Here is a 21,957-nt window from a genome sequence, read left to right on the forward strand (position 1 = left end):
GCTTACTCCTCCGGTTGACGCGGCAACCCCAGAAGAACGCGCTTCTCGGCAGCGGTCAGAAAGCTCGCCTCGCCCACGCGCTGCCATTGCGCATCGCGTTCCGAGGCCAGCGCGGGCACCTGATCCAGATCGGGACGCAACTCGATGCGCGCGCCCAGAAAGCCCGACAGCCACCACGCAAGCGCCGCCGTCACCCGCGTGGCCAAAGGCAGCACGGTCAGCCGGAAGAAGGCCCGATTGGCCTCGGCGTAATTGGCATAGGTCGCATCGCCGGGAATGCCCAACAGCATCGGCGGCACCCCGAAGGCCACGGCAATCTCGCGCGCGGCGGCGATCTTGGTCTCATGGAACTCCATATCCGAGGGCGAGAACCCCATGGGTTTCCAATCAAGCCCCCCCTCCAGCAGCATCGGACGGCCCGCATTGCGTGCGCCCTGATGATTGGCCTCCAACTCGAAGGTCAGACGGTCGTATTGATCGGGGCTCAAGACACCCTGACCATCAGCGCCCTTATAGATGATCGCCCCCGAGGGCCGCGCGGCATTATCCAACAGCGCCTTCGACCAATGGCTTGCGCTGTTATGCACATCCACCGCCACCGCCGCCGCCTGCATCGGAGACAGCCCGTAGTGATCATCCTGCGGGTGGAAGGTGCGAATATGGCAGATCGGATCGGGATGGCCCGTCAGATCAAAGCGGTGCTTGCGCGCGCCCACCGTGTAATCATAGGCCACGGGCCAGCCGTCTTCGCCCGGCACCACACTCATCCTATCGGCGCGCAAGACATGCAGCTCCATCGGCACATCAACGCCCTCGCCCACGGCCTCGATATAGGTGTCACCGGTCAGCAGCATCTGGCCGAATAGCGCCTCAAGAAACTCGGCCTGCCCCTGAGCCCCATTCGGACGGCGCAGAAGGTCGATCACCGGATGCGCCTCATAGCGGCGCTCGGCATCCTGACAGATCAGCGGCAGCGCGGCGGCTGCCTCGGCAATCAGCTTCACACAGCGAAAACCGATGGGGTTGCCGACAAAACCCTGCCGCGTCATCGAGGCCGTATCGCGCGGGCTCCAGATCACCCGCCCCGAGCCACCCGACAAAGACACAGGGCGACCGCGCACCGCTTTTGTCTCGGGCTCTGTCCCGGGCGCAGGCCCCTTACGAAAGATATTCAGCCCCATGCAGATCTCCTTATCTCTAGTGCTCCCCGACCAAGCGGGCCAAAACGAAAGGGGCCGGAACACCGACCCCTTTTCGCATCACAACCGTCTTACCTGTGGCCTGCGCCAATGGGCGGCAGGTTCGATCATCAGTTCCGTCAAAGCCCAGACCAAAGCATCCAGCCGGTCCGGAGACCCTTTGGCCTGATAGCCCTGCACCGTCATCTGACACATCTGGTCCTCCAGCTTGCCAAGGCTGGCCTTGCGGTCGTGGTAGACGCGACCCTGCTCGTAAAGGGCGGCCACCGGCTCGGCGCGCAGCCCCTTGCCGCGCCCTGCACGCAGCGCACGGAAGGGCACCAGCGGATCGACCTGCCGCAGAACGCCCTCGATGAGATCACCACCCTGATTGACCTCGGCCACCAGACGGTCGGCGCCAAAGCGCTCCATCGCGGCAATCGCGGCCTTGGCCCAATCGGTGGGCTTGCCGCCGATGCTCAGATCACCCAAGACATAGGCGCGCCAATCCTGCGGCGGCCCCTTGGTGACAGCGCCCGCCACGATGATCCCGCATTCATCCGAAGCCGATCCCGCCGTGACCGCCGGATCAAGCGCCACCACGATCCGGTCAAGCGCAGGCACCTCATCAATCCGCAGAGCCTCAAGCATCTGCGTCGACCAAAGCGCCCCCTCGATATCCTCCAGCAGAACACCCTCCAGCTCCTGCCGCCCCAGACGCGTGCCGGCATATCGCGCCTGCACCTCGGCCAGAAAGCTCTCGGCCAGATAGGCGCGATTGGCCTCGGTCGGCGCATGGGTCACCACGGTCGAAGGGTTCTTCATGATCGCCCGTAGCACCGCCACATCCCGCGGCGTGGTGGTCACCACCTGCTGCGGATGCCGCCCCAGACGCAGGGCGAATTGCAGCATGTCCCACGTATCCTCGGCACGCTTCCACTTGGCCAGCTCATCCACCCAAGCCGCATCAAACTGCGGCCCGCGCAAAGCCTCGGGGTCATGCGCCGAATAGGCCATCGCCATCGCGCCATTCGGCCAAACCAACCTGCGGCGCGAGGCCTCCCACGTCGGACGACGATCGGGCGGCGAACAGGCGATGATCCCGCTGTCCCCCATGATCATCACATCACGCACCTGATCATAGGTCTCCCCCACCAAAGCCACACGCGAGGCCTTACCCGCATCCAGCGGCGTGGAGGATTCCACCTGAGAGCGCACCCATTCGGCACCGGCGCGGGTCTTGCCCGCGCCGCGCCCTCCCATAATCACCCAGCTTTTCCAGTCCCCCATCGGAGGCAACTGGTGAGGCAAGGCCCAGAACTCGAACAGCCACGGAAGGGCCAGAAGAGAATTCTCGTCCAGCCCATCCAGAAAGGCGTCAACGTCCTGAGGCGTCGCGGAGGCAAGCCAAGCGGCGCCCGATCTCAGTTCTGGCTGCATCAAAGTCGAGGTGCTGTCCTTCGACGACCCCGGCAGCCTCTCTGCGGAGTTTTTCAACGCGGTTCCTTTCCTCAAGCAAAAGTTGCAACGCCGCGCGCAAATCACGCACGGCGGCCCGTGCTGTCTTGGCCTCGGCAAGCTCCCCCTGCCTCAGACCCTCCATCGCAATGGCCAGCTCCTCGGCCACATCGCGATACATCGCTCCGGCCATCTCCAGTGCTTCGACCGAAGATGCCCCTTCCAAATCAACGGAAGTCACTTTCATTCCTGTAATCCGCCTCTCATGTGGTGTGACTCCGCACGAGCAAAATGAAAAAGACGCCCAACGGGTCACCCCGCGGCGTCTTGCCCACTTCTCCTAGCATGTCATAAGTGATGCCATGCAACGCTCTGACTGTCAAAGGAAATCGCGCCTAGGTTGCGCCCAGCCAGCGCACGTTGCACAAAGAAAAACCGGGCGCCTGGCCCGGTTTTCCCAATCGCGATTGGCTGGAATTAGTTACCACCCGCCTCTTTTGCCCGTTGCGCCTCGATCGCGCGCCACTTGGCAACATTGGCATTATGCTCGGCCAAAGTGCTGGCAAAAGCATGCCCGCCCGTGCCATCGGCCACAAAATACAGGTAGTCGGTGGAATCAGGGTTCAGCGCCGCCTCAATCGCAGCCTTACCCGGATTGGCAATCGGCGTCGGCGGCAGACCTGCGATGACATAGGTGTTATAAGGGCTGTTCGCCCGCAGCTCGGACTGACGCAACCCACGCCCGAGCGACCCTTTGCCATTGGTCACCCCATAGATCACCGTCGGGTCGGTCTGCAGCCGCATGCCCTTCTCGATCCGGTTGATAAACACGCTCGCCACTTCGGGACGCTCCGCCGTCACGCCGGTCTCTTTCTCGACGATAGAGGCCATGGTCAGCGCCTCTTCCGGCGTCTTGTAGGGCAGCCCTTCGGCCCGATTGGCCCAAGCCGTGTTCAGGATTTCGGATTGCGCCGTCTGCATCTGTGCGATCAGCGCATTGCGGTCCTCGCCCTTGGTCACCACATAGCTTTGCGGCGCAAGGCTTCCCTCGGCGGGGACCTCTTTCACATCGCCAGACAGGAAATCATAGGATTTCAGCGCCTGAACAATATGCCAGCTGGTTGCCCCTTCGGCCAGAATAACACGGTGATTGGTGATGTTTTTCTCGTCGACCAGTTCCTTGAACCCGTCGGGTTCGGGATCGGCCACCGGATCATATTTGGCAAGTTCCTCGTAGATCCCCGTCGCCGGATCCAGCTCGCGCAGCGCCAGTGTCTGGGTGTTGACGCCGATACGGTAGATCAGTTCCGACCCACAGCTGGACGGCCCCCCACGGGTGATCTGATCCACGATGTCTTCCATCGTCGACCCCGGCTCGATGAGATAGGAACCGAATTTCAGCTTGCCGTCCTTTTCGGTGTAATCGGCACCGGTGCGGAAGATATAGCCCGACGAAATCGCGCCCTTGGCCTTCAGATCATCCGAGACCTTCACGAAACTATCGCCCTGATCCACCCGCAAACAGATCGCCTGCGACAGCGGGCCTTCGGACACATATTCCCGTTTGGCCCATGCCACCACCCCCGCCACAGCGACGAGGATGACGATCATGGCCGTCAGAAAATTCGACGTGATGTTACGCCACATCAGTCCGCCACCTTGCGCAGCACAAGGCTGGCATTGGTGCCGCCAAAGCCGAAGCTGTTGGACAGAGCCACATTGATCTCGCGCTTGACCGGCGCATTGGGCGCCAGATCCAGCGGCGTCTCCACCGCGGGATTATCAAGGTTCAGCGTCGGCGGTGCGACCTGATCGCGGATCGCCAGAATACAGAAGATCGCCTCCACGGCACCCGCCGCCCCCAGCAGGTGGCCGATCGAGGATTTGGTCGAGGACATCGTGGCCTTTGCCGCCGCCTCGCCCATCAGCCGCTCGACCGCTTTCAGCTCGATCGTGTCGGCCATGGTCGAGGTGCCATGCGCGTTGATATAATCGATCTGGTCGGCGGTAATGCCCGCACGCTTAAGCGCCATTTTCATCGAGCGGAAGCCGCCATCACCATCTTCCGAAGGTGCGGTGATGTGATAGGCATCGCCCGACAGACCATAGCCGATCACCTCGGCATAGATCTTGGCACCGCGCGCTTTGGCGTGCTCATATTCTTCCAGAACCACAATCCCCGCGCCCTCGCCCATCACGAAACCGTCGCGATCGGCATCATAGGGGCGCGAAGCCTTGGTCGGGTCTTCGGCCTTGGTCGAGAGGGCCTTGCAGGCATTGAACCCCGCAATCCCGATCTCGCAGATCGGGCTCTCGGCACCGCCCGCCACCATCACATCGGCATCGCCCCACTGGATCAGACGCGCCGCATCCCCGATGGCATGCGCCCCCGTCGAACAGGCCGTGACCACCGCGTGGTTGGGGCCCTTGAAGCCGTGCTTGATAGAGACCTGTCCCGAAACGAGGTTGATCAGCGCCGACGGGATAAAGAAGGGCGAGACACGTTTGGGCCCGCGCTCCTTGATCAGAACGGCGGTATCCGCAATCGCCTTGAGGCCACCGATCCCGGCACCGATCATCACGCCGGTCCGCTCGCGCTCTTCGTCGGTTTGCGGCGCCCAGCCGGCATCTTTCACAGCCTGATCGGCAGCCGCCATCCCGTACAGGATGAATTCGTCAACCTTGCGGGCCTCTTTCGGGGCCATCCAGTCATCAGGATTGAATGTTCCGTTGGTCCCGTCACCACGCGGAATTTCGCAGGCATATTTGGTGACGACCTCGGACGCATCGAAGCGCGTGATCGGGCCTGCCCCCGACTGACCGTCCAGCAAACGCGACCAAGTTTCCTCGACACCGCAAGCCAGCGGAGACACCATTCCAAGACCTGTGACGACAACCCGACGCATATGCCATACCTCTTGTGGCTAATTAACCTTCGGGCATCACATACACGGGCAATCCCCTGCGCGCAATTCAAAGGATTGCTCCGATAGGCGGTTTCCGCCACGCAAGAGGTTGGGCCCGACATAAATTCCTACGGCATCGCGCCTATTTCGAAAGCTTTGCCGCTTTGGACAAACCCGTCACAAGCCCCTCCATTGGCCGTTCGAACATTGAAAGCCCCACCTGCGTCGCCCCGCCTTTAGGTAGACCAGAGATCGGGCCAGAGATCGGGCTGCCGGCGTGATCAGGGGCTAGACCAGAAATCGGGCCGGATGGCGGGCATGCCGCCTTTTGCATGGCCTGCAGCGAAGCGGCCTTGTCCAGCTGCTCTGGCCATGTTTCAACCGGCACCTCCTGCACCGCGCTCCAAACGGCATGGCCGCCGTCCGGCCCCGGCGCCACGCATACCTGATTCCCCCCACGAATGCGCGCCAGCTCGAGCGCGGCAAGGGCACGCTCGTAAACCTGCTTCGAGCTTTCCGAGAAATGCCAACGGGCCACCCCTGCCGAGGCGGTCAACACGCCCTGACCCGTCTTGATCTCGAGTTTCTCGATCACCTGACAGAGCTGCCGCGCCAAAGTGGCCACCTGCGTTGCCCGCAGACCGGGCAGGAACACAAGAAACTCATCCGCATGGGCACGGCCAAAACAGTCCTCCCCGCGTAAATGGGGCAAGACCCCCTGCGCCACGCGACGCAACGCCTCGTCACCATGTTCGTAGCCCCCCACCGAATTGACAGCACTGAACCCGTCAAGATCCAGCACGATCACCGTCAGTGCCGATCGTGCCTGTCGCGCCTCTTCGGTCAGTTCGGCAAAACGGGCCCGCAAGGAGGCGCGATTGTAAATTCCCGTCACCTCATCCGTGACCATGTCCCAAAGCCGCTGATCCTCAAGCGCACGACGTTTGCGTTCGATGATATGGCTGCGACGCATCCCGATCACCTGCAAGATGATATTCAGCCCCACGATATGCGCCACCACGACCGAAATCGCCTGCGCATAGGCCCCGTAATCGGCATAGGTCACAAGGGTCCAGCCGATCAAGATCGGGCCCAGAACACTGACCGTCAGATCGATCCGGAACGCCCCCATCGCCATCACGCTTGCCATCAGGCCCTTATTCGCGCGGCGGCACAACAGGGCCACAACCAGCCCGCCCGACATCATCACGGTGGCCAGAGACATATGGCCGTAAAGCCCCGCATCATCGAAAATATAACCGATCAGCGCGGCAAAAAGCACCGTCAGCGACAACAGCGCCATGAACTGGCCGCGCGCGGGCCGCGCCGTCTCCAGCCCCGCACGCGCAAAGGCCAGCATCATAAAAACCAGCGCGGTGTTCATCGCCGTCTTGGTGCTGCCATCGCCCAACGAATAGACCCCTGCCAGTCCCGGAACGAACTTGCCGATGGCCAGCAGGAAGGTCGCCCCCGCCAGTGCCAGCGCCACTCTGCGCGACCAAAGACGGTTCATCGGTAAAAACAGGGAGATCGCCAGAAGAAGGGCCATTGTCGAGGTTATCGGATGCACCCCGACAAAAACCGGCAGCACCCCGAAAATACCGGAGGTCGGCATCAGATACCCGAAAATCGGTACAATCGCCACGAAGACCACGAATATCGTTGGAAAGATCGACAGGACGTAACACCAATCCGCAGCCGAAACAGCTTGACCGTCCGTCGTAGCCTCTGTCGTCATCATGCCGCGTTCCTCCAGGGCGATACCCGCCTGAGAGGAATGCTACGCCAGCCTCACTAACAGAAGCTGAAGGACTGCCCCAAGGTTACTTAAAACTCGCTTTAACCAGATGCAGCGGCGGGATCGTGAAATCCAGATCCACGGCGGCTGTGGTGGTGGTGGTCGTGGTCTCGCCCACCGCCACCGGAGCCATCGGCGCCACACAGACCCGATTCCGCCCCTGCGCTTTGGCATGGTAAAGCGCGGCATCGGCACGGGCATAGCTCTGATCGAAGCTTTCCCCCTCCATCCATTGCGCGATCCCGATCGAGGTGGTCAGATACTGCCAGCGCCCGTTGCGCATGCGCACCTGTAGCGCGGCGATCGCTTGGCGGAACTGCTCGGCCCGCAGCTCGGCACGGTGCATATCGCTATTGCGCAAGATGACGGCAAATTCCTCGCCCCCCAGTCGCGCAGCGGTATCCTCACGCTCCAGACAGTCGGAAATCACATGCGCCACCCGCACAAGCGCCTGATCGCCAATCTCATGGCCGCCCATATCGTTGATCTTCTTGAAGTAATCCAGATCGAAGATCAGCAGCGAGAAAAACTCGCGATCCGATTGCGCCCGCTGCACCGCGCGGTCGAACCGGCGCCGCAGCATGACGCGGTTGAACAGCCCCGTCAGCCCGTCACGCAGCGCCTGCCGCGCCAGAGCGCGCTCGAGCTTGCGGCGGCTGATATCGCTGCGCTCGGAATAGACCGCATTCAGAACGATCACCACCATATTGAAGGCGATCATATTCGACACGATCAACCCGCCATAGATCTGCACCACAGGCACATTGACCGCGCCCACCGTCAGAATCCCGACAATCGCAGGCCCCGCGATCCCCAGACAAAGCTGCAAACGCGCCACCCCGCTGGCACGGTGACCGGCCAGAAAGATCCGCAGCGCGCCCCGATGCGGCTGATAGAGCAGCACCGAAAGCGTCAAGGCCACCCCCGCCAGCAGATATTGCGGATCGGCCAGCCCGAGAAAGGCCTCCGAACGGTCCAGATTTCCCGACACCGCACTCAGCAGGAACGCGATCCCGACCAGCACCAGCAACTGCCCCGAAAGATAATGGCGCATGGCCTGCAACATCAGCGCCAGAGCCAGCAGCACAAACAGCACCTCCCCGCTCAGGAAAAGTTGCAAAGGCACCCAGCCAATGGTCTCGAAACCGGATTTCATATCTCGGATATTCAGCACGATACCGGTCAGCACCGTGGCAATGACCGCCGCCCCGCCCATCATCTGCAGCATACGTCCCAGCGGATTGCGCGGCAGAAAGCCCAGACCGGCCATAAAGGCACCGATCACGCAAAACAGGGCCCGTGGCGCCAGAAGAAAGTCGTATTCCCCCCGCGGGAGGCCACGGAACGCGTCCAGCCCGCTGCCCATCACAAGCATGGCGATAGAAACCGAGGCCGCTACGAAAGCCGCCCCCCGCCTTACCCAATGCGCATAACGGATAGCCGTCATAACCAATGACCTCGACATTACATTCGATCCTCTCGGTCTCGCCCATGCGAGATCATATAATTCTCCGGAGGACCAGCTTATTATATATAGGTAACAGAAACGGCGACAAACCGATCACTTTACCTAAACGGAAAGAACACATTTTCGCAAGCTTTTCCCGCAGCGGAGTCACCTTGATGACATTCAAGCCTATTTTAGACGCAACGCCAAAAAAAACGGCGCCCTTCTTACAAAGGACGCCGTAAAATTCTTGGTCTCTAAGAGATCAGGACGCTTCGGAGATGAACTTGACTGCGTCGCCGAAGGTTTGGATGGTTTCGGCTGCGTCATCGGGGATCTCGATGCCGAATTCTTCTTCGAAAGCCATCACGAGCTCGACGGTGTCAAGGCTGTCTGCGCCCAGATCATCGATGAAGGAAGCATTCTCGGTGACCTTGTCTTCTTCGACACCCAGGTGCTCAACGACGATTTTCTTAACGCGATCTGCGATATCGCTCATAACTGTTTCTCCAGTTTCGTGGGCCGCAGCCCATCCTGAATTGCTCATAAGAGCGGCTGTAACACTCCGCCTGCCTCACGACGAAACGAAGTGGCCGATCACATTGCTGCCACCGACCCGACTGCACGCTGAATAGCCAGTGTGAAAGCCTATGGCAAGCGGTTAAACGCAACAGCCTGCAATCGGTAGAAACTTTGCCCCCCACTCAATGAAACAAGGGGCAAAGCACTCAGATCATGGCCATGCCGCCATTCACATGCAGCGTAGCGCCCGTAACGTAACCGGCTTCCGGCGCGGCCAGATACAGGACCGCCGCAGCGATCTCTTCCGGTTTGCCCATCCGCGCCGCCGGAATCTGCGTCAGAATCTTGCCTTTCTGCTCGTCATTCAGCTTGTCGGTCATCGCCGTCTGGATGAACCCGGGCGCCACACAGTTGACCGTGATTCCGCGCGAGGCGACCTCATAGGCCAAAGATTTCGACATGCCGACCATACCGGCTTTTGCCGCCGCATAATTGACCTGCCCCGGATTGCCGGTCGCCCCCACGATCGAGGTGATATTGATGATCCGGCCCCAACGCGCTTTCATCATGCCCCGCATGGAGGCGCGCATCAGACGCATGGCCGAGGTCAGGTTCACATCCAGAACCGAATTCCACTCGTCATCCGACATCCGCATGAACAGGTTATCCCGGGTGATCCCGGCATTGTTCACCAGAATATCAAGGCTCCCCATCGCCTCGACCGCCGCTTTCGGCAGCGCCTCCACAGAGTCCGCATCGCCCAGATTGGCGGGGCAGACAAAGGCATTCTCGCCCAGCTCCTCCGCCAGCGCCCGCAGCGGCGCCTCACGCGTGCCCGACAGGGCCACCTTGGCCCCCGCCTGATGCAACGCGCGCGCGATCTCGCCGCCAATCCCACCCGATGCGCCGGTGACCAGCGCCGACTTGCCCGTCAGATCGAACATGTCTCTTCCTTCCTGCAATCTCTTCCGCAACCCGATGCGGTTTGGTGAACGGGCCCGCCGCTTTCCAGCTGCCCGAAATATCCCGGGGTGAATGGAGCCCCCGAAGGGGCTCCAGAGGGGCAGCGCCCCTTACGCCTCTTTCAGCTTGGCAATATCGGCAGGCGTGCCGACAGCCTGCGTCTCCAGCCCTTTCACGATGCGCTTGATCATGCCCGAAAGCGCCTTGCCCGCACCGATCTCCCAGAAGCTGTCAACGCCCTGTGCGGCCATCCACTCGACACTCTCGCGCCAACGGACCGACCCCGTCACCTGCTCGACCAGCAACTGACGGATCACCTCGGGGTCGCTCACCCCCTGCGCACGCACATTGGCCACCAGCGGCACCGCAGGGGCGTTGATCGTCACCGAGGCCAGCGCCGCAGCCATAGCTTCCGCAGCCGGTTGCATCAGCGCGCAATGGAACGGTGCGGAGACCGGCAGCAGAAGCGCGCGCTTGGCCCCCTTGGCCTTAGCAATCTCGCATGCCCGCTCGATGGCGGCCTTGGACCCCGACACGACCACCTGCGAAGGGTCATTGTCATTGGCCGCCTGACAGATCTCGCCCTGTGCGGCCTCGGCAGCCACCTCCTGCACCGTGGCCAGATCCAGCCCCAGCACCGCGGCCATCGCCCCTTCGCCCACCGGCACCGCCGATTGCATCGCCGCCCCGCGTTTGCGCAGCAGCACGGCCGCATCCGCAACAGACAGGCTGCCCGCCGCACAAAGCGCCGAATATTCCCCAAGGCTGTGACCCGCGACGAACGCCGCATCGCCCACCGCAAAACCCTCGGCTTCGAGGGCCCGCAGCGCAGCAATCGAGGTGGCCATCAGCGCGGGTTGGGCGTTGGCCGTCAGGGTCAGCGTCTCGATATCGCCCTCCCAGATCAGACCCGAAAGGTTCTCGCCCAGTGCCGCGTCCACCTCGTCGAATACGGCGCGGGCTTCGGGATAAGCCTCGGCCAGATCCCGCCCCATACCGATGGTCTGCGCGCCCTGACCCGGAAATACGAATGCTTTGCTCATGCGTCCTTGTCCTTTTCAGACTATCCTTTGCTGGCCTCCCCTCTAGCGCGGCTTTGCCCGTCAGGCAAGCAAAGCCCGCAAACCGGCGCGCCCGGCGCACGGATCGGGAACGCGGGTCCACAAGATCGGGCCGCAGACCACGGCCCCACAAACAGCAGGCCCGCAAAGGATGCGCGGAGGCACCGCACAGGTCCTGTGCGCGGTTTCACCCCGATCACGGCTATGGTTCCTACGCGATTTTCCCGTATCAAGGCCGACAGACAGGTAGCACCCATCGGAGATTTCAGATGCTGACCAATACCCCTCTCAGCTATGGCGTGATGGCGCGGGGCTTGCATTGGGCCATCGCCCTGCTGATCCTGAGCGCGATCGGGCTGGGCCTTTACGGCGAAAGCGTGCCGCGCACTGCCGACACCACGGCCCTGCTGCAAACGATCTACAGCGCGCATAAGACCATCGGCGTGGCCACATTCTTTCTGGCCGTTCTACGGGTGCTCTGGACGCTTGGCCAGACACGTCCCGTGCCCCTCCATCCCGAACGCCGTCTCGAGACATGGGCCGCAGAGGCGGTGCATTTCGCGCTCTATGGCGCGATGTTCGTGATGCCGCTTTCGGGCTGGATCACCCATGCCGCCGAACAGGGCTTTGCCCCGATCTGGTGGCCTTTCGGGCAGGATCTGCCCTTTGTGCCCAAATCCGACACGCTCGCCCATACGGCCGGACATGTGCATAAGACCGCAATCTGGGTGCTCTATACCGCCTTGGCCCTGCATGTTCTGGGCGCGCTCAAACATGTGCTGATCGACCGCGATGCGACAATGGCACGGATGACGACAGGCCGTGCGGCAGGGCGCGAGGCCCCGCCCGCGACGCAGGGCGCCGCCGCTGTGGCCGCATTGGCGATCTGGGTCGCCGTGCTGCTTTTCGCGCTTCTGGGCAGCGCCGGTCTCCCCGCACACAATACCGCACAAGATGAAGCACGGGCCACCACCCCCGCCCCCGCAGCCCCTGATGCGGCAACCGGAAACTGGGCGGTGACGCAAGGCAGCCTGAGCTTTGATGTCGTGCAGATGGGGGCCAAGGTGCAGGGCCATTTCGGCAACTGGACCGCCGATATCCACTATGACGAAGACAGTGGCACGGGCCATGTCACGGTGCAGATCGACACCACCAGTCTTGATCTGGGATCGGTCACCGATCAGGCGAAAGGTTCGGAATTCTTCAATGTCTCGCACTTCGCCACCGCGACATTCGAGGGCGATATCACCCGCAAGGGCACAGGCCCCGACCATATCGCCACGGGCAGCCTGACGCTGATCGGCACCACCGCCCCGCTGACCCTGCCCTTCACGCTCGATCTGCAGGGCGACACCGCGCATATGACCGCGCAGGTCACGATCGACCGCCGCGACTGGAAGATGGGGGCCGCCTATCCCGACGAGGGCACGGTGGGCTTTCCGATCACGGTCTCTGTCGATCTGCAGGCGCGCAAATCCTGAGGCCGCGCACAGGACCACGCACAGCATCACCACAGCATCACACAAACACAAAGGGGGCTTCGGCCCCCTTTTCTCTTGCACAGCGCCCTCTGCCCGAGGATATAGGGACAAACAGAAGGGGGTAAATCATGAACATGCTGGAAACCGGTCCGGACGGGCAGTGCCGCTGCGGCTGGTGCCTGCCCGATGCGCCAGAATTCTACCGCCGGTATCACGATGACGAATGGGGCTTCCCCGTGGGCTGCGATATCAGGCTGTTCGAAAAGATCTGCCTCGAAGGGTTCCAAAGCGGCCTGAGCTGGCGCACCATTCTGGCCAAGCGCGAGAATTTCCGCGCCGCCTTCGCGGGCTTCGAGATCGAACAGGTCGCGCGGTTCGGCGCGCAGGATGTCGAACGGCTTGTGCAGGATGCAGGCATTATCCGCCATCGCGGCAAGATCGAGGCCACCATCAACAATGCCCGCCGTGCCTTGGAACTGCAGGCCGAATTCGGATCCTTGGGGGCCTATTTCTGGTCCTACGAACCGCAACCGCAGGAACTGATGCCGCTGATGACGGCGGCCACCTCCCCCGTTTCGGAGCGGCTGTCAAAGGACCTGCGCAAACGCGGCTGGAAATTTGTAGGGCCGACAACGGTCTATGCCTTCATGCAGGCGATGGGATTGATCAACGACCACGCGCAGGGCTGCATCACCCGCGCGCGCGTCGCACAGGCTCGCGCCACCTTCTGCCGGCCCTGCAAGGCCTGAGCCGCCTTACAGCCTCGCGCGCAAAACGCGAAATGCCCGCCGCGAACGCGAAATGCCCGCCGCGAAATTGCGACGGGCATTCTGAGTGGTGGCCCATATACAGCATGGGCCAGGGGATATCGGGGTTATTCCGCTGTGCCCTTCATCGCTTCGATCGAAATCCGCACATTGACATCATCCGACACGTAGGGCGCATACATTCCCATATCGAAATCCGAACGCTTGATCGTGGTGGTTCCGTCGAAACCGACCCACGGCTTTTTCTGCATCGGATGCTCGCCCATCTGGGTCATGGTCGCGTCGATAGTGATCGGCTTGGTCACGCCATTGACCGTCAGATCGCCGGTGATCTTGCCGGTTTTCTCCCCCGTTACCTCGATCGAGGTCGATTTGAACGTGATTTCGGGGTTTTCGGCCGCGCCGAAGAAATCATCGGTCATGAAATGCTTCGTGCGCGCATCCCAGCCGGTGATCAGGCTTTCCGCCGGAAATTCGACGCTGACCGAGGATTTTGCCGGATCCTGCGCGTCAAACTCGATCGTGCCTTCAAAGCCCGAGAACATGCTGGTCGTGGTCGAGAAACCAAGGTGGTTGTAATCGAAGACGATCTGGCTGTGGCTGGGATCAAGCGTATAGGTTTCTGCCTCGGCATGGGCCATCGACGCGAAAGAGGCCATCAGACCGGCGGCAAGAACGAGCGATTTCATTGGGATCTCCAAAGCTTGGATGAGTACGTTGGATAGAAGGATAGCCCAAAGGTGGCCTTGCACAATTCAACAGAAGCAAACAAATTATGTGCGGAAAAAAACACAAGCATGCTTAAAACTGAATTCATCTCTTTTTTACTGTCATAGCTTAATTTAACCTTTGGTTAATAATGTTGCGCAACCTTGAACGCGTTTTCGGGTATTTTGTTGCGCATGGTGTTTGGATTTGAATTTTTTATGAGGGTCGCATGGACGGGCAGATTTACCAGAAAATTGCGCGCAATACCGCCGATGACTGCATCACCTGCCCCGAAGAACGTCACTGCCTGTGGCGGACAGACCCCCTCAGTGACAGCGCCGGGACGGAACCGGCCACGGGCTTCAAACATATGCGCTTCACCCCCGGTCAGGCAGTGGTGATGGCGGGCTATCATTTCCCCTATGCCGCAACGATCCGCGCGGGCACGGCCAGCCTGACCCGCAGCCTGTCCGACGGGCGCTCACAGATCGTGGGGGTTCTCTACCCGTCGGATATTTTCAATTCCCGCCCTGCGCTTGCCTCGAAATACACCATCACCGCAACCACCCCGCTAGAGCTGTGCTGCCTGTCCGAAGCCAGCTTGCAACACCGGCTGGAGACCGAAAAGGCCCTGTCCCGCCGCCTGCTGGAGCGCAAGCTGCATGACCTGCAGGAGGCGCGGGACTGGATGTTCGTGCTGGGGCGCAAGACCGCGCTCGAACGGCTGGCCAGCATGATCTACACCGTGGCCGAACGCTATAGCCATCGCCGCCAGCGTTCGCCCGTGGGGGTGGAACTGTCGCTGCCGCTCGCACGCCACGAGATCGCGGATTATCTGGGGCTGACCCCCGAAACCGTCAGCCGGAATTTCGCACGGCTGCGCGCGGCGGGCATTCTCAGCACCAATAGCGCACGGTTGATCACCATCTGGAACATGCGCGCGCTTATGGAGGCCACCGGCAATGATGAGGATGGCGGCCCGATCTTCTAGCCGCCGATCTGCTACCCTCCGAGCGCCCGCATCACGTGATAGGCGATGAAGCTGCAGATATAGGCCAGCCCGAACATATAGACGACCGAGACCCACATCCAGCGCGCCTGCCCCGTTTCACGCCGGATCACCGCCAGCGTCGACAGGCATTGCGGCGCAAAGATATACCACACCAGAAGCGACACTCCCGTGGCCAACGACCAATTCGCCGCAAGCTCGGCCCCGAGCGCCGTTTCCCCGCCCGAGACGGCATAAACGGTCGAGAGCCCCGCCACCGCCACCTCGCGGGCGGCCATACCGGGCACCAGAGCCACACAGATCTGCCAACTGAAGCCGATCGGCGACAGGATCGGTTCCAGCAGATGGCCGATCATGGCCGCAAAGCTGTAATTGATGGCGGGTTCCGTTGCCCCTTCGGGCGGGAACGGAAAGGTCGACAGCACCCAGACGACCACCGAAGCGTAAAAGATGATCGTGCCCGCGCGGCGCAGGAAGGCCCGCGCCCGTTGCCACAGGCCCAGCAGCACACCGCGCATCTGCGGGATCTTGTAATCGGGCAGATCCAGCATCAAAGGCGCGGCAATCTCGTTGCGGCGCAACAGCATCCGGCTGACAAAGGCCACCAGCAGCGCCGAGATCACACCGGCGGCAAAGAGGCCGAACATCACCAGCCCCTGCAACCCGATCCCCGGCCCGATGCTGCGGGCGGGCACGAAGGCCCCGATCAGCAGGGTGTAGACGGGAATACGCGCCGAACAGGTCATCAAAGGCGCAATCAGGATGGTTGTCAGGCGGTCACGGCGATCATCGATCACGCGGGCCGACATGATGCCCGGCACCGCGCAGGCAAAGCTGGACAGAAGCGGAATGAACGCCCGCCCGTGCAGCCCCGCATGGCCCATGATACGGTCCATCAGGAAGGCTGCCCGCGCCATATAGCCCAGATCTTCGAGGATCAGGATAAAGCCGAAAAGGATCACGATCTGCGGCAGGAACACCACCACAGAGCCCACACCGGCAATCGCGCCATCCACGATCAGCCCGCGCAACAGGCCCTCCGGCAACAGCGCCGAGACCGCGCCCGAAAGCCAGTCGATCATCGCACCGATCGCCTCCATCAGCGGCGCGGCACCGGCAAAGACCGCCTGAAACATCGCAAACATCAGCACCAGCAGGATCATCGGCCCCGCAAACGGGTTGAGCACGACGGCATCCACCTTCTCGGTCAGGCTGCGGGGGGCTACGGGCTTGTGCACGGCATGGGCAATCAACTGGTCGGCCTGCCGCAGCGCCGCGCGCAACTGGGCGGCGCTCGGGGCCTCCCATGTCATCGCGCCGCGCGCGGGCAGCCCCTGCCCGATCAGCCCGTCAAGCCGTCCCCAAAGCGCGTCCATTCCCCCGCGGCGCACCGCGGTCGAGGCGGCAACCGGCAGACCAAGCGAACGCTCCAGCACCTCGAGATCGATCTCGATCCCGCGGTGGCGGGCGATATCGATCATGTTCAGCACCACGAGAATCGGAATACCGCAGGCGCGCAATTCCTGCGCCAGACGCAGGCCGGGGCGCAGATGGGTGGCATCGGCCACCACCATCAGCAGGTCGATCTGCCCCACATCCTTGCGCCGCCCCAGAATGACATCGCGCGTCACAACCTCGTCGGGACTGCGCGCGCGCAAGGAATAGGTTCCGGGAAGGTCGACCACCGTCAACGGCACACCCGCAGGTGTCACGGCCTGCCCGATCTTGCGTTCAACCGTGACGCCGGAATAGTTGCCAACCCGCTGGTTGGCGCCGGTCAGGGCATTGAATAATGAGGTCTTGCCACAATTCGGAGCCCCGATCAGGGCCACCCGCAAGGGGCTATCCGCTCTGGCTTGAGGCTCGAGCATATATGCACTCCGTCGGGAAACTTACTCCGTCAGGATTGCCATAGCATCTCGACGGCGCAGCGCAACCGTCGCCTCGCCCACGCGCACCGCAATCGGGTCGCGTCCGAACGGGCCTTCATGGATGACAGAGATCTCCACGCCCTCGATGAAGCCCATCTCGATCAGACGACGCTCCATCTCTTCGGGCGCAAGGCGGCCATTGCCCGGGATCGGCAGGATACAGGCCACCCGCCCGCGATAGCCCTTGCGGGTCAGCCCCAGAGCCACCGTGCGCTCGATTGCGTCAATCTGTCCAAGTTCCATCAGGCGAATCCTATACAGGTCACATCCTGATAGAATGACTCGGATACATTTCGCAACCATGCGCCAGATCAAATCGCCGGAAAGTGAGTGAAAAGATCAGGATTGCACGGTCCCTCCCCGCCACAGACCGCCCGTTTCCGCGCCCAGACGCCCGAAAAGCAGGCATCCACCGCGCAATTCCCGAAGCCTGCTTGCGATTTTCCGCAGGCCAGATGCCCCTGTCCCCGCGCCGCGCCTAGGCTGGGCCCATCAAGGATGCTCCATAAGACAACCATAAAGAGACGCCCCATGACCGATGCAAGCTTCGACCCCGAAAGGGTCCATCTGCCCTCCTCGCCGCATGACAGCGACCCGTTGGCCCCGACCGCCCCCTACGAACAGACCTGGGGGTGGTTTGCCATCTTCAACATCTGGGCCAATGATATCCAGTCGCTTTTCGGATATTCACTGGTGGCCTCGCTGTTCATCTCCTATGGGGTCAGCGGGTGGACGGCCTTTGCGGCACTGATCGTGGCGGGGCTTCTGGTAATGGGGCTGGTGACCTTGTCCGGCGTGGCAGGCCAGCGTTACGGCATTCCCTATCCGGTGCTGGCGCGCGCAAGCCAAGGACTTCAGGGCGCAAAACTTCCCGCCATCCTGCGCGCCATCGTGGCGGTGTTCTGGTACGGGGTGCAGGTCTATTTCGCCTCGACGGCACTGGCGCTGCTGATCCGCTCTGTCACGGGTCTGGGCGCGGGCGGCACCTTTCTTGGTCTGGGCACGATCGACTGGATCAGCTTCCTCCTTGTCTGGGCCTTCCATATCGTCATTTTCTGGCGTGGAATGAACTGGGTAGAGACCTTTCTTAATGTCGCGGGCCCGTTTGTCTATGCGGTGATGATCGGCCTGCTGATCGTGCTCTGGATCAAATCCGACGGGCAGCTCTGGACACAGGCGCAGACCATCTTCGCCAATCCCGAAGGCACGTTCTGGACCGAAACCTCGGGCTTTGTCGCGATTGTCGGCACGATGGTGTCCTATTTCGCCGCCGTGCTGATCAACTTCTCCGATTTCTCGCGCTATGCGAAATCGACACGCGCCATGATGCTGGGCAATCTGGCGGGGCTGCCGCTGAATATGGTGCTGTTTTCCGCGCTGGCGCTGCTGACCACCGCAGGGGCTGCCGTGGTCTATGGCGAGGCGCTCACCAACCCGACCGAGATCGTCGCGCGCACCGATAGCGTGATCCTTGGCATCATCGCCGCAATCACCTTCTTCGCCGCGACGGTGGGCATCAATCTGGTGGCGAATTTCATCCCTGCGGTCAATGGCATCGCCAATCTCGCGCCGCGCCATATCAGCTTTCGCATGGCAGGGGCGATCACCTCGGGCTTTGCGCTGGTGATCGGCGGGCTATGGGTGAGCTTCATCGCCGATGTCGGCATCTCGGGTTTTGTCAACACTTTGGGCGCGACACTGGCCCCGCTTTATGGCATCATGATCGCGGATTACTTCCTGCTGCGCAGAGGGCGGTTGGACAAGGCCGACCTCTACCGCGCCAAGGGCGGGCGCTACCAGTATAAAAACGGCTGGAACGATGCGGCGCTGATTGCCTTCGTCATTGCTGCGGTCTTCTCGGTGGCCACGGTCTGGGTGCCGGTGCTGGCCGTGCTATCCGGCTATGCATGGATCTTCGGCGCGCTTCTGGGCGGCCTCCTCTACCGCATTCTCGCCCCCTCGCGGATTGTGCTGTAAGCCCGACAGGCCAAGCCTCAGGGCTTGGCCACATGCACCGAGACCTTCGAGGCCTCCAGCATCTCGGCATAGGGTGCGGCAGGCAGCGCATCGATAAACAGACCGTCGAGATCGTTCAGATGGCCCAGCTTGACCATCGCGCGACGCCCGAATTTCGTGTGATCGGTCGCAAGGAAGGTCGTGCGCGAATTGGCAATGATTGCCTGCGCCACCTGCACCTCGCGGTAGTCGAAATCCAGAAGCGTGCCATCTTCGTCGATCCCCGAAATCCCGATGATCCCGAAATCCACCTTGAACTGGTTGATAAACCCGATCGTCGCCTCGCCCACCACCGCCAGATCGCGCTTGCGCACCTGACCGCCCGCGATGGTGATATCGAAATCCTCGCGGCTGGAAAGCAGCGTGACCACATTGATGTTATTGGTCACCACATGCAGATCCTTTTTGCCAAGGAGGGCCTGCGCGATGGCCTCGGTCGTGGTGCCGATATTCAGGAAAAGCGAGGCCCCATCGGGAATATGCGCGGCCACCATCTCGCCGATGCGGGCCTTCTCATGCGCCATGTCCTCGCGGCGGCGGGCATGATCGCGGTTGCGGGTATTGGTCATCAGGCTCGCCCCGCCATGATAGCGGTGCAAGATCCCCATATCGCAAAGCAGCTTGATGTCGCGCCGGATCGTCTGCGGCGTCACGTCAAGACGCACGGCAATATCCTCGATGCCTACGAACCCTTCGGAACGGGCGATTTCGGTAATCTGGTTCTGGCGTTGGGTAAGCGTGGACATCGCGACCTTGATCTCATGAAGCACCGGCAGGCCCTACTTGGCGAAGCAGAGCCAAATCTGTCAAGTGCTTAGGCCCCGAAAGGGCGTGCGCCGCGAGGCCGGACGGGCCCATTTCGTCCGGCCCCGCGCGCCCACCTTTCCGCCCCCCGCTCAAGGCCGGACACGGAAAGGGTTCGGGTTACAGGGCGATCTGCGTGCGCTGTTCGGCCAGCGCGATCTCTGCCGCAAGACGCGGAGCATCCCATCCGGCCTCGCGCGCCATCAGATCCGCCACACGGGCAATCGCGGCATCGGCGGCACGGCTGTCGACATGGGTCAGCGTCATGCGGCGGCATAGCACATCGGCCACCCGCAGCGCAGCCTCGTGGCGCATCGCATAAAGCACCTCTGCCTCGATATAGGGATGCGCCTCGGCCAGACGGGTCGCGCAGCCCTCGTCGCGCGCAATCCCCGCCACCACGGGCGCACGGTCACCATAGGAATGATGCAGGTGACGGGCCACATCCGGCGGCAGGCCAAACTCGCGGGCCAGAGCCTGCGCCCCCTCGGGCACGTAGTTTTCGGCCCCCAGAAGCTTCATGTCATGGGTCAGACAGGGCTTCAGCCCCGCAAATGCGCCGCCCGAGACGACCTTATCGACCGCCTCTTCCGCCATATGCCGGTAGGTGGTCCATTTGCCGCCCGAAATGGTGATCAGCCCCGAGCCATCCTCGATGATCACATGGTCACGCGCCAGCTCTGCGGTGTCCTTGGCCTCGGGATTGAAGACCAGAGGCCGGATGCCCGACCATGCCGATTTCACATCCGCGCGCGTTACATTGATGTCGAAATAGCGTTTCACATAATCCAGCAGATAGGCGATATCTTCCTCGGACACGGTGGGATGATCGACCACCTCGCAGGAGGTGTCGGTGGTGCCCACCAGCGCCTGCCCCTGCCACGGCAGAATAAAGACCACCCGCCCGTCATCGGTCTGCGGGATCAGCAGCCCCTCATCGGGCGGCACGAAAGAGCTGTCCAGCAGGATATGGATCCCCGAGCTGCCCTTCAGGATCGGCTTGGCATCGGCATGGTCCATCCGGCGGATGGTATCGGCAAAGGGGCCGGTCGCATTGACCACCTTCTTGGCGCGGATCGCGAAGGCCGCGCCGGTCATCGCATCCTCGACATTGGCGCCGATGATCTTGCCCGCCTCGTGGGTGAGGCTGGTCACCGCGATATGGTTGGCCATCACCGCCCCTGCCCGCTGCGCCGTCATGGCAAGGGTCACGCACATCCGGCAATCCACGAATTGCCCGTCGTAATATTGCACAACCGCCTTCAGCCCCTTGGAGCGCAGCATCGGAAACCGCGCCTTGGCCTTTTTCGCGCTGATGATCTTGGAATGGCCGATATTCATCTTGCCCGACAGAATATCATAGAGCTTCAGTCCGGCGTAAAGATAGGGCACCTGCAGCCAGCTATAGACCGGCGTGATCAGCGGCAGCGGGCGCGACAGATGCGGCGCATTGCGCAACAGTGCCCCGCGTTCGTGCAACGCATGGCGCACCAGATCATATTGCCCGCGGTCGAGCTTTTTGACCGCCGCCTCAAGGTAGCGCACGCCGCCATGCACCAGTTTGGTGGACCGGCTGGACGTGCCTTCCGCGAAATCGTAACGCTCGACAAGCGCCACCTTCAGCCCTCGCGTGGCCGCATCGACCGCAATCCCGCAGCCGGTTGCCCCGCCGCCAATGATCAGAAGATCGAAGAGTTCATTGCTTTGCAGCTTGGCAAGTGTCTCAGCGCGCATCGGATAGCCTCGTGCCGGATAGGAAACAGGTCGCGGAACGTCCGCTGTCCTTTCCAGATAGATTGATGTTCGATTTTTTTCAAGTGAAAGCGTCATGACAGGAAATGGCACCTCAATGCTCCTGATTTTCCGCTGAAACGGGCGCAAATCCGCCTTCGGACCCGTCAAGATCCG

General features: G+C 61.9%; 19 protein-coding genes. 4 read left to right on the forward strand and 15 right to left on the reverse strand.

Features of this window, described 5'->3' with window-relative positions:
• Positions 1–2: 2 nt before the first annotated feature.
• From WDB88_RS09685 to fabD, 10 genes are all read right to left on the reverse strand, one after another.
• Positions 3–1,181: a phage portal protein gene (locus WDB88_RS09685; RefSeq protein ID WP_339107466.1), complete on the reverse strand. Its 1,179-nt coding sequence runs from the start codon at positions 1,179–1,181 to the stop codon at positions 3–5.
• Between the two features lie 78 nt (positions 1,182–1,259).
• Positions 1,260–2,618: a terminase family protein gene (locus WDB88_RS09690; RefSeq protein WP_339109513.1), complete on the reverse strand. Its 1,359-nt coding sequence runs from the start codon at positions 2,616–2,618 to the stop codon at positions 1,260–1,262.
• Positions 2,557–2,883, reverse strand: a complete 327-nt coding sequence (locus WDB88_RS09695; protein ID WP_339107468.1) for a hypothetical protein — start codon at positions 2,881–2,883, stop codon at positions 2,557–2,559. The genes WDB88_RS09690 and WDB88_RS09695 overlap by 62 nt, the downstream gene beginning before the upstream one ends.
• Before the next feature lie 230 nt (positions 2,884–3,113).
• Positions 3,114–4,283, reverse strand: a complete 1,170-nt coding sequence (gene mltG / locus WDB88_RS09700; RefSeq protein ID WP_339107469.1) for an endolytic transglycosylase MltG — start codon at positions 4,281–4,283, stop codon at positions 3,114–3,116.
• A complete protein-coding gene (gene fabF, locus WDB88_RS09705) occupies positions 4,283–5,542 on the reverse strand; it encodes a beta-ketoacyl-ACP synthase II (RefSeq protein WP_339107470.1) in 1,260 nt (419 codons plus the stop codon). Before fabF ends, mltG begins: the two co-directional genes overlap by 1 nt.
• A 142-nt stretch (positions 5,543–5,684) precedes the next feature.
• Positions 5,685–7,283 carry a GGDEF domain-containing protein gene (locus WDB88_RS09710; RefSeq protein ID WP_339107471.1) on the reverse strand — a complete coding sequence of 533 codons (1,599 nt, stop codon included), beginning with the start codon at positions 7,281–7,283 and terminating at the stop codon, positions 5,685–5,687.
• A gap of 82 nt (positions 7,284–7,365) precedes the next feature.
• Positions 7,366–8,787, reverse strand: a complete 1,422-nt coding sequence (locus tag WDB88_RS09715; RefSeq protein WP_339107472.1) for a GGDEF domain-containing protein — start codon at positions 8,785–8,787, stop codon at positions 7,366–7,368.
• Positions 8,788–9,052: 265 nt separating this feature from the next.
• A complete protein-coding gene (locus tag WDB88_RS09720; RefSeq protein ID WP_135505123.1) occupies positions 9,053–9,286 on the reverse strand; it encodes an acyl carrier protein in 234 nt (77 codons plus the stop codon).
• 229 nt (positions 9,287–9,515) lie between these two features.
• The gene (fabG, locus tag WDB88_RS09725; protein ID WP_339107473.1) at positions 9,516–10,253 is read right to left on the reverse strand and encodes a 3-oxoacyl-ACP reductase FabG; all 738 of its coding nucleotides are present in this window, start codon (positions 10,251–10,253) and stop codon (positions 9,516–9,518) included.
• Positions 10,254–10,382: 129 nt separating this feature from the next.
• Positions 10,383–11,315, reverse strand: coding sequence for an ACP S-malonyltransferase (gene fabD / locus WDB88_RS09730; RefSeq protein WP_339107474.1), 933 nt, complete (start codon positions 11,313–11,315; stop codon positions 10,383–10,385).
• Between the two features lie 287 nt (positions 11,316–11,602).
• On the opposite strand from fabD, the gene WDB88_RS09735 reads away from it, so the two are divergent.
• Entirely contained in the window at positions 11,603–12,814 is a 1,212-nt protein-coding gene (locus WDB88_RS09735) for a cytochrome b/b6 domain-containing protein (RefSeq protein ID WP_339107475.1), read from the forward strand.
• Between the two features lie 128 nt (positions 12,815–12,942).
• Positions 12,943–13,563, forward strand: coding sequence for a DNA-3-methyladenine glycosylase I (locus WDB88_RS09740; RefSeq protein WP_339107476.1), 621 nt, complete (start codon positions 12,943–12,945; stop codon positions 13,561–13,563).
• Positions 13,564–13,688: 125 nt separating this feature from the next.
• Here the strand turns inward: WDB88_RS09740 and WDB88_RS09745 are convergent, their stop codons facing one another.
• Entirely contained in the window at positions 13,689–14,270 is a 582-nt protein-coding gene (locus WDB88_RS09745) for a YceI family protein (protein WP_339107477.1), read from the reverse strand.
• 248 nt (positions 14,271–14,518) lie between these two features.
• Between WDB88_RS09745 and WDB88_RS09750 the strand changes: the two genes are divergently transcribed.
• Positions 14,519–15,280, forward strand: coding sequence for a Crp/Fnr family transcriptional regulator (locus WDB88_RS09750; protein ID WP_339107478.1), 762 nt, complete (start codon positions 14,519–14,521; stop codon positions 15,278–15,280).
• An 11-nt stretch (positions 15,281–15,291) separates the two neighbouring features.
• Here the strand turns inward: WDB88_RS09750 and WDB88_RS09755 are convergent, their stop codons facing one another.
• A complete protein-coding gene (locus tag WDB88_RS09755) occupies positions 15,292–17,169 on the reverse strand; it encodes a ferrous iron transporter B (protein ID WP_339107479.1) in 1,878 nt (625 codons plus the stop codon).
• A 21-nt stretch (positions 17,170–17,190) separates the two neighbouring features.
• On the reverse strand, positions 17,191–17,472 hold the full coding sequence (locus WDB88_RS09760) for a FeoA family protein (RefSeq protein WP_339107480.1): 282 nt from the start codon (positions 17,470–17,472) through the stop codon (positions 17,191–17,193).
• Positions 17,473–17,760: 288 nt separating this feature from the next.
• On the opposite strand from WDB88_RS09760, the gene WDB88_RS09765 reads away from it, so the two are divergent.
• Complete coding sequence (locus WDB88_RS09765; RefSeq protein ID WP_339107481.1) at positions 17,761–19,206, forward strand: NCS1 family nucleobase:cation symporter-1; 1,446 nt, start codon at positions 17,761–17,763, stop codon at positions 19,204–19,206.
• Positions 19,207–19,223: 17 nt separating this feature from the next.
• On the opposite strand, the gene WDB88_RS09770 is transcribed toward WDB88_RS09765, so the two are convergent.
• Both WDB88_RS09770 and WDB88_RS09775 read right to left on the reverse strand, forming a co-directional pair.
• Complete coding sequence (locus WDB88_RS09770; RefSeq protein ID WP_339107482.1) at positions 19,224–19,991, reverse strand: DeoR family transcriptional regulator; 768 nt, start codon at positions 19,989–19,991, stop codon at positions 19,224–19,226.
• A 178-nt stretch (positions 19,992–20,169) separates the two neighbouring features.
• Positions 20,170–21,783 carry an FAD-dependent oxidoreductase gene (locus WDB88_RS09775; protein WP_339107483.1) on the reverse strand — a complete coding sequence of 538 codons (1,614 nt, stop codon included), beginning with the start codon at positions 21,781–21,783 and terminating at the stop codon, positions 20,170–20,172.
• Positions 21,784–21,957 lie beyond the last annotated feature (174 nt).

Source organism: Thioclava sp. GXIMD4216 (assembly GCF_037949285.1).
Taxonomy (GTDB): domain Bacteria; phylum Pseudomonadota; class Alphaproteobacteria; order Rhodobacterales; family Rhodobacteraceae; genus Thioclava; species Thioclava litoralis.